Raw genomic sequence first — 7573 nt, forward strand, 5'->3', positions numbered from 1 at the left:
CCCCCCCCGCCCCGGCCACAGCACCGGGTGAGCCGCTGAGCCCGCGCGAGCGAGAGGTTCTCGACGCCCTCGTCCGGCACACCGGCGCGGTCAGCATCGCCGCCGAGCTCGGCCTGTCGGTCAACACCGTCAAGACCCATCTGCGGTCGGTGTACCGGAAGCTGGGGGTGAGCAGCCGCGAGGAGGCGCTCGCCGTCTCCCCCGCACAGCGCGGCGCCCGGGGGGACCGCTGACATGGGGGTACCCACCCGGCACCAGGCCACCACCGGCGACGGCGCGGGCCTGCCGCGCGTGCCGGTCACCTTCGGCCCCACGCCACGCGCCCGCCGACTCCTCGCGGGGCTGCCGACGATGGCGGTCCTGCGCGCTCCGCGCGGCTTCGGCAAGTCCTCCACGGTGGCACGGTGGCTCCGGCGTGCGGACCTGCCCGACCACGATGTCGTGTGGGTCAGTCTGCCGTCGAGCCCGACGGACGCTGCGACGTTCTGGGGGGTGGTCAGCGGCGCGCTCACCCGGGCCGGGTTCCTGGACCCGGGGGCGAGCACCGACGGGTGGGCGCTGCTGGCCCGGGACGCCCGGGAGCGGCGCCGGCACCTCGTGCTGGTCGTCGACGGGCTGGACCGGGTGCGCGACGTCGGCGTGGACGAGGAGCTCGTCAGCCTCGTGCAGCAGCACGACGGCCTGGACCTCGCACTCCTCATGCGGGGCCACCGCCCGGTGATCGCGCTCGCACGCGTGGCGCTCGAGGCCGTCGTCGTGCTGCGCGAGGACCTGGCGCTCGGACCGGCCGAGGTGGCCGAGCTGGCGCGGGCCATGGGCGTCGCCCTCTCCGCAGCGGAGGCGGCGCAGCTGGCGGTGGACCTCGGCGGCTGGCCCGGCCTGATCCGCGTCGCACTCCTCACCGCGGCCCGGACGGCGCGTGGGGGCCTCCTGCTCGACGACGCCGGCCTGGCCGATTACCTCCGCCTGATCCTGCAGGACGCCCAGCTGGCGGACGTGATGCCCGAGCTGCTCGCGCTCGCCGTCCCGGCCGAGCTGACGCCGGACGTGGTCGACCGCCTGCTCGGGGCGTCGGCGGACGAGGCGGTCCTGCGCGCCCGGTCCGGCGGCCTGCTGCCGGAGGGCGACGGGCGCCCGGCCTATCCCGCCCGGCTCCGTTCCCTCCTCCTGCGGATCCTGCGCGAGGACGCCCCCGCGCGGTTCCGCGAGCTCAACCGCACGCTCGCGGAGCACCACTCCCGCGCTGCCGAGCCGCTCGCGGCGCTGCGCCACGCCTCGACGGCGCAGGAGCCCGCAATGGTCATGAGCGTCGTCGAACGGTGGTGGACGGAGCTGCTCGAGCACCCCGAGGCGGTGCGCGAGGCCCTCGCCCGGGTGCCGCCCGAGCTGCTGGACGCCTCCGCCAAGGCCCGGGTGGCCCGCGACCACATCCTCCGGCACTCGGCACCCCAGGGCTTCGTCGCCCCGGTGCCGGCGCCCGGGTGGCCGGACCTCGGGGCCCGCACCGCGGGCAGCCCGGCATCGGCGGCCGACGGCGAGGAGACGGCGGTCCTGCTGGGGCTGGGTACGGCGCGGCTCGTCGCGGGCGATCCGCTCGGGGCGGCCCGTGCGTTCACCGAGGCCCGCTCCGCCTTCGGCGGCGCACCGGTCGTCGACGGCGCCGCCGCCGAGGCCGCCGGTGGTCTGGCGCTGAGCCTCGCCCTCCTCGGGCACCCCGAGCCGGCCCGGCTGCACCTCCCGGTCGATGCGCCGGACGGTCTGGGGGCGGCGGCCGCCGTGCTCGTCCCGGTGCTGCTCGACCTCGACCGGCTCGGGAGCGGGCCGGCCCTCGCCACCGGTGCCGGTGCGCGGCTGACCGGCCGGCTCGTGGCGCTGGAGGCGGTGGGGACGTACGTGCGGGCCGGCCTGGCGCTCCACGCGGGGCGCGGCGCCGCAGCGATCGGCGAGGTCACCCGCCTGCGGCAGAGCCCGGCGGGCAGCACGGGCCTGGCCAAGGCCCTGCTCACCGCGACGCTCGTCGACCTCTACCTCGCCTCCGACCAGATCGACCACGCCCGCCGCCTCGTCGCCGCCGAATCGGCCGAGGGTCCCTGGGCGCGCGCCACCCACGCTCGCGTGGCGCTGGTCCGCGGTGACTTCGACGGCGTCCTCGACCTCACCGACGACGCCGTCGAGCAGGCGAGCCTGCACCCGCGCGCCGCGCTGGACCAGGCGCTGGCCCGCACCGTGGCAGCGAACCGGCTCGGTCGGTACCGCGTGGCGAGCGAGGCGCTGGACCTCGCGGTGGCAGTCGTGCAGACCTCGGGCATCGTGCGACGCCTGCTGCTGGTGCCGCGGCCGGATCTCGAGCAGGTGGCACGGACGGTGCCGCAGGCCGCCGAGCTGCTCGCCAGGCCGGAGCTGGCCGTCGCGGCCCAGGTGCCGATGCCGGACCTGACCAGGCAGCTCAGCCGCAGCGAGCGGCGCGTGCTCGGCGAGCTCGCTTCCGGGCGGCGGATCTCGCAGGTGGCGCGCCGCCTGTACGTCTCGGAGAGCACCGTCAAGACCCAGGTGCGATCCGTCTACCGCAAGCTCGAGGTCCACTCCCGCGGTGACGCCCTCGCCCGGGCCCGCGCGCTGGGGATCCTCCCGGCCGAGCAGGACCCGGGTACGTCCGAACCGGGACACGGGTAGGAGGTCCGTGGGCCGCGGCCGGGGAACGGGGGGACGGCGGCGCTGCCGGGCCGGTGATGTGACCGCCGTCACCGGCGGCCCGGTTCCTGGATCGGACCGGGATGCCGTAGGATGGACCGCTGGGCACGGCATCACGTGTTGCGACGCGTCTGCGCGCGCCGTGGCGGAGGTGCTGACGTCAGCTCATCCAGGCACAACCGAGGTTAGCGGGGGTTATGGCGAAGAAGGACGGCGTCATCGAGATCGAGGGCAGTGTTGTCGAAGCGCTGCCCAACGCGATGTTCCGCGTGGAGCTCAGCAACGGGCACAAGGTTCTCGCGCACATCTCCGGCAAGATGCGCCAGCACTACATCCGGATCCTCCCCGAGGACCGGGTGGTCGTCGAGTTGAGCCCGTACGACCTCACCCGAGGTCGCATCGTCTACCGCTACAAGTAACCACCACGATCGCGCCGTCGTGACCTGCCCACGGGCCTGCACGCGGCGGCGGAGGAAACATGAAGGTCAAGCCCAGCGTCAAGAAGATCTGCGACAAGTGCAAGGTCATTCGCCGACACGGCCGCGTCATGGTCATCTGCGAGAACCTGCGCCACAAGCAGCGTCAGGGCTGAACGAGTCCTGAACCGCCGAGCCCACCCGGCCCGGCACACACCGCACCACCAGCGCCCAGGCGCAACCCCCGGCTCGGAGGCCGGGGCCCGCAACCGCGGGGTCGGTGGTGCACCAGACCTCCGACCCACAACAGGAGTCAAAGTTGGCACGTCTTTCCGGCGTCGACCTGCCGCGCGAGAAGCGGCTCGAGATCGCGCTCACCTACATCTACGGCGTCGGCCGTACCCGCGCCGCGCAGACCCTCGTGGCCACCGGCATCAGCCCTGACCTGCGCGTCAAGGACATGACCGACGACGACCTCGTCGCGCTGCGCGACTACATCGACGGCAACTTCAAGGTCGAGGGTGACCTCCGTCGCGAGGTCGCGGCGGACATCCGCCGCAAGATCGAGATCGGCTGCTACCAGGGCCTGCGCCACCGTCGTGGCCTCCCGGTCCACGGGCAGCGCACCAAGACCAACGCGCGTACCCGCAAGGGACCCAAGCGCACCGTGGCCGGCAAGAAGAAGGCCGGCAAGAAGTAGCAGTCCGGTCATCGCCACGGTCGTGCCGTGGTGGTGACCCGGTCCGACGACCTCACCCCAGGAGAAGAAACCCCCTATGCCTCCCAAGACTCGTACGGCCGCCGCGGTGCGCAAGCCTCGCCGCAAGGAGCGGAAGAACGTCGCCCACGGCCACGCCTACATCAAGAGCACGTTCAACAACACGATCGTCTCGATCACCGACCCGGCCGGTGCCGTCATCGCCTGGGCCTCCTCCGGTCAGGTCGGTTTCAAGGGCTCGCGCAAGTCGACGCCGTTCGCCGCGCAGCTCGCGGCCGAGGCCGCCGCCCGCCGCGCCCAGGAGCACGGCATGAAGAAGGTCGACGTGTTCGTCAAGGGCCCCGGCTCCGGCCGGGAGACCGCGATCCGCTCGCTCCAGGCGACCGGCCTCGAGGTCGGCTCGATCCAGGACGTGACCCCGCAGGCGCACAACGGCGCCCGCCCCCCCAAGCGCCGCCGCGTCTGAGCCTGCCCGGCCCTGCGGCCGCCCGGCTCAGCCGTACCACCCCGCCGACCGGACCGATGGTCGGCGGGTCCTCGCCACGGCGTCATATAGCGGACGCCGGCTGAAAGGAACAACCAGTGCTCATCGCACAGCGCCCCACCCTGACCGAAGAGGTCGTCTCCGACTACCGCTCCCGGTTCGTCATCGAGCCCCTGGAGCCGGGCTTCGGCTACACGCTCGGCAACTCGTTGCGTCGGACGCTCCTGTCCTCCATCCCGGGGGCCGCGGTCACGTCCATCCGCATCGACGGCGTCCTCCACGAGTTCTCGACGATCCCCGGTGTCAAGGAGGACGTCACCGAGATCATCCTGAACATCAAGAACATCGTCGTCTCCTCCGAGAACGACGAGCCCGTGGTGATGTACCTGCGCAAGCAGGGCCCCGGCGTCGTCACCGCCGGCGACATCACGCCGCCGGCCGGTGTCGAGGTGCACAACCCGGACCTGCACGTCGCGACCATCAACGCCAAGGGCAAGCTCGAGATCGAGCTGTCGGTCGAGCGAGGCCGCGGGTACGTCTCCGCCGTGCAGAACAAGAGCGCCGACGCCGAGATCGGTCGCATCCCGATCGACTCGATCTACTCGCCCGTCCTGAAGGTCACCTACAAGGTCGAGGCCACCCGGGTGGAGCAGCGCACGGACTTCGACAAGCTGATCGTGGACGTCGAGACCAAGAACGCGATCGAACCGCGCGACGCGCTCGCCTCGGCGGGCAAGACGCTGGTGGAGCTCTTCGGGCTCGCCCGCGAGCTCAACGTCGAGGCCGAGGGCATCGAGATCGGCCCGTCGCCGACGGACACCGCGCTCGCTCAGGACCTGGCGCTGCCGATCGAGGACCTCGGGCTGCTCTCGCGTTCCTACAACTGCCTCAAGCGGGAGGGCATCCACACCGTGGGTGAGCTCGTGGCACGCAGCGAGGCCGACCTCCTGGACATCCGCAACTTCGGCGCCAAGTCGATCGGCGAGATCAAGGAGAAGCTGGCCGGCCTCGACCTCAGCCTCAAGGACAGCCCCGCGGACTTCGACCTCGCCGCCAGCAGCGGCGAGGAGGACGACGCGTACGGCGACATCCAGTTCAGCGACGAGCAGCCCAGCTGACCTGCTGACCCGACATACCTACAGGAGAAATCATGCCTACACCCGCCAAGGGTGCCCGTCTGGGCGGCAGCGCTGCGCACGAGCGGCACATGCTGGCCAACCTCGCGGCCGCGCTCTTCGAGCACAAGAGCATCACCACCACGGAGCACCGGGCCAAGCGCCTGAGCCCCGTGGCGGAGCGCCTCATCACCCTCGCCAAGCGTGGTGACCTCTCCGCGCGTCGTCGCGTACTGGCCACGATCAGCCGCAAGGACATCGTCGCCGAGCTGTTCGAGCAGACGGCCCCGAAGTTCGCCGAGCGCGAGGGCGGCTACACCCGCATCACCAAGACCGCGAACCGCAAGGGCGACAACGCTCCCATGGCGGTCATCGAGCTCGTGCTCGAGCCCGTGAGCCCCAAGCAGGCCACGGTGCGCGAGGCCGAGAAGGCGACCACGCGTGCGGCCGTCGCGCCCGCGACCAAGGCCGAGGAGGCCACGGTCGAGGAGGCCAAGGTCGAGGAGGTCAAGGTCGAGGAGGCTCCGGAGGCGGAGGCTCCCGAGGCGGAGGCTCCGGAGGCGGAGGCTCCCGAGGTGGAGGCTCCCGAGGCCGAGGTGACGGAGGCCCTCGAGGCCGCCGGGACCACGGAGGCCGCCGGGACCGAGCCGGAGGGCGAGAAGGCCTGAGCCTTCCCCCGCAAGGGACCCGAACCCGCAAGAGACCCGCACCGACCGGTGCGGGTCTCTTGCTGTCTGCTGCTGTCTGCGCCGTTTGCGCTGTCTGCGCCGTTTGCGCCGTCGGCCGGTCGCCCTCAACCGCATCCGGGGGTCGGGGAGGTCAGCGGCTCATCAGCTCCCAGGCCCGCACCCCGCCGATGATGCCGGCGCTGTTGGGCACCACGACGACGTCGTCGTCGAGCTTGTCCAGCACCTGCGGGCCGATCCGGCGCGAGTTCCCGCCGCCGAGGTAGAGCCGGTCCCACAGGTACATGGGTCGCAGGGCCTCCACGAGCCGACGCACCCGCCGCGACCAGTGCGCATCCCCGAGACGCAGCCGCTCGTGCTCGCCGATGAAGTCGTCGTAGGTCAGGCCCCACCGGATCGGCCCCTGGCTGAGCTCGACGTGCGGGGCCAGCACGCCGCCGTCGAACACCGCGTTGCCCAGCCCGGTCCCGAGCGTGACGACCATCTCCAGCCCGGCACCAGCGACCACGCCCGCACCGTGCACCTCGGCGTCGTTGAGGACCAGGGTGGGCAGCTCCAGCGCCTGCTCGAGCGCGGTCCGCATGTCGAAACCGGACCAGTGCAGCACCAGCTCCGGCAGCACGCGCGTGCGTGGGCCGGACCTGGTGATGTAGTGCGGGGTGGAGACGACGACGCCGTGCCGGAGCATGCCCGGCATGCCCACCGTGACCCGGTCCGCCGACGGGAGCTGCTCGGCGAGCGAGACGATGATGCGCACCAGCCGCGCGGGCGGCAGCGGGTAGGGCGTCGTGGCCCGCACCGGCTGCGCGTGCATCGTTCCGGCGGCGTCGAGCACCGACGCCTTGATCCCGCCGCCGCCGCAGTCCACGGCCAACGTCGTGAGTGAGGGCTCCACGACGCGAGACTACCCGGGGGCGGCCGCCGTCACGGTGCGCCGGTCGTCCGGCCGACGGCGGGTCAGGCCGCGGCGGTCCAGGTGCTCCAGCAGGGGCAGGATCACCCGACGGGAGGTGCCCAGGCACACGCGGGCCTCGCTGGTGGTGAAGGGCTGGTCCAGGTTGGCGAGCAGGCGGACGGCCACCTCCCCGGCGTCGGGCAGCAGGACGATGCCCGGGCCGGGGCGCAGCACCCGGCCCGCCCGGGCGGCGGCGCCCAGGGCGCGCTCGTCCAGGCCGAGGTCCCGGAGCCGGTCCGCCGTCGGCGCCGCGAACGGGGCGTCGGCGAGATCGGCCGCCAGTGCCACGAGCGCCCGGTCGAGGGCCGGGGGCAGTGCGCCGCCGCCGCCGACGCTCACGCGGCCCGCCACCACGGCGAGCGGGGGGCGCAGCAGCGCCCGCAGCAGCGGCTCGGGCAGGTCGAGGTACCCGGCCAGAGCGGCGGGCGGCAGGCCCGGGCTGAGCGGCTCCGCGGCGTCGTGGGCGCGCACGGCTCGCTCGGCCGCCAGCGCGGCGGCGTCCGCACGA

General features: G+C 73.2%; 10 protein-coding genes. 8 read left to right on the plus strand and 2 right to left on the minus strand.

What is annotated here, in order from left to right; all coding sequences use genetic code 11:
• The 8 genes from ACYC1Z_RS13100 to rplQ form a co-directional block, all read left to right on the plus strand.
• Positions 1–233: response regulator transcription factor (locus ACYC1Z_RS13100; protein WP_461409966.1), on the plus strand; the 233-nt coding region annotated here is incomplete at its 5' end.
• Position 234: 1 nt separating this feature from the next.
• Positions 235–2673, plus strand: coding sequence for a response regulator transcription factor (locus tag ACYC1Z_RS13105; protein ID WP_461409967.1), 2439 nt, complete (start codon positions 235–237; stop codon positions 2671–2673).
• Positions 2674–2888: 215 nt separating this feature from the next.
• Entirely contained in the window at positions 2889–3110 is a 222-nt protein-coding gene (gene infA / locus ACYC1Z_RS13110) for a translation initiation factor IF-1 (RefSeq protein ID WP_043501486.1), read from the plus strand.
• Between the two features lie 59 nt (positions 3111–3169).
• Positions 3170–3283 (plus strand): 50S ribosomal protein L36, encoded by a 114-nt coding sequence (rpmJ, locus tag ACYC1Z_RS13115; protein ID WP_009740505.1) that lies wholly within the window; start codon positions 3170–3172, stop codon positions 3281–3283.
• 143 nt (positions 3284–3426) lie between these two features.
• On the plus strand, positions 3427–3807 hold the full coding sequence (gene rpsM / locus ACYC1Z_RS13120; RefSeq protein WP_461409968.1) for a 30S ribosomal protein S13: 381 nt from the start codon (positions 3427–3429) through the stop codon (positions 3805–3807).
• A 76-nt stretch (positions 3808–3883) separates the two neighbouring features.
• Complete coding sequence (rpsK, locus tag ACYC1Z_RS13125; RefSeq protein WP_461409969.1) at positions 3884–4291, plus strand: 30S ribosomal protein S11; 408 nt, start codon at positions 3884–3886, stop codon at positions 4289–4291.
• 116 nt (positions 4292–4407) lie between these two features.
• Positions 4408–5427 (plus strand): DNA-directed RNA polymerase subunit alpha, encoded by a 1020-nt coding sequence (locus tag ACYC1Z_RS13130; RefSeq protein WP_461409970.1) that lies wholly within the window; start codon positions 4408–4410, stop codon positions 5425–5427.
• Between the two features lie 32 nt (positions 5428–5459).
• Positions 5460–6092 carry a 50S ribosomal protein L17 gene (rplQ, locus tag ACYC1Z_RS13135; protein ID WP_461409971.1) on the plus strand — a complete coding sequence of 211 codons (633 nt, stop codon included), beginning with the start codon at positions 5460–5462 and terminating at the stop codon, positions 6090–6092.
• Between the two features lie 151 nt (positions 6093–6243).
• On the opposite strand, the gene ACYC1Z_RS13140 is transcribed toward rplQ, so the two are convergent.
• Positions 6244–7005 carry an ROK family protein gene (locus tag ACYC1Z_RS13140; RefSeq protein WP_461409972.1) on the minus strand — a complete coding sequence of 254 codons (762 nt, stop codon included), beginning with the start codon at positions 7003–7005 and terminating at the stop codon, positions 6244–6246.
• 9 nt (positions 7006–7014) lie between these two features.
• Positions 7015–7573, minus strand: a 559-nt coding sequence (locus ACYC1Z_RS13145; RefSeq protein ID WP_461409973.1) for a SelB domain-containing protein, incomplete at its 5' end; no start/stop codon positions are given.

The sequence above is a fragment of the Georgenia sp. genome (genome assembly GCF_054605595.1).

Bases quoted from the DNA above. Each gene is read 5' to 3' on its own strand.
- ACYC1Z_RS13105 (WP_461409967.1), top strand. From the start codon at position 235: ATGGGGGTACCCACCCGGCACCAGGCCACCACCGGCGACGGCGCGGGC.
- infA (WP_043501486.1), top strand. From the start codon at position 2,889: ATGGCGAAGAAGGACGGCGTCATCGAGATCGAGGGCAGTGTTGTCGAA.
- rpmJ (WP_009740505.1), top strand. From the start codon at position 3,170: ATGAAGGTCAAGCCCAGCGTCAAGAAGATCTGCGACAAGTGCAAGGTC.
- rpsK (WP_461409969.1), top strand. From the start codon at position 3,884: ATGCCTCCCAAGACTCGTACGGCCGCCGCGGTGCGCAAGCCTCGCCGC.
- rplQ (WP_461409971.1), top strand. From the start codon at position 5,460: ATGCCTACACCCGCCAAGGGTGCCCGTCTGGGCGGCAGCGCTGCGCAC.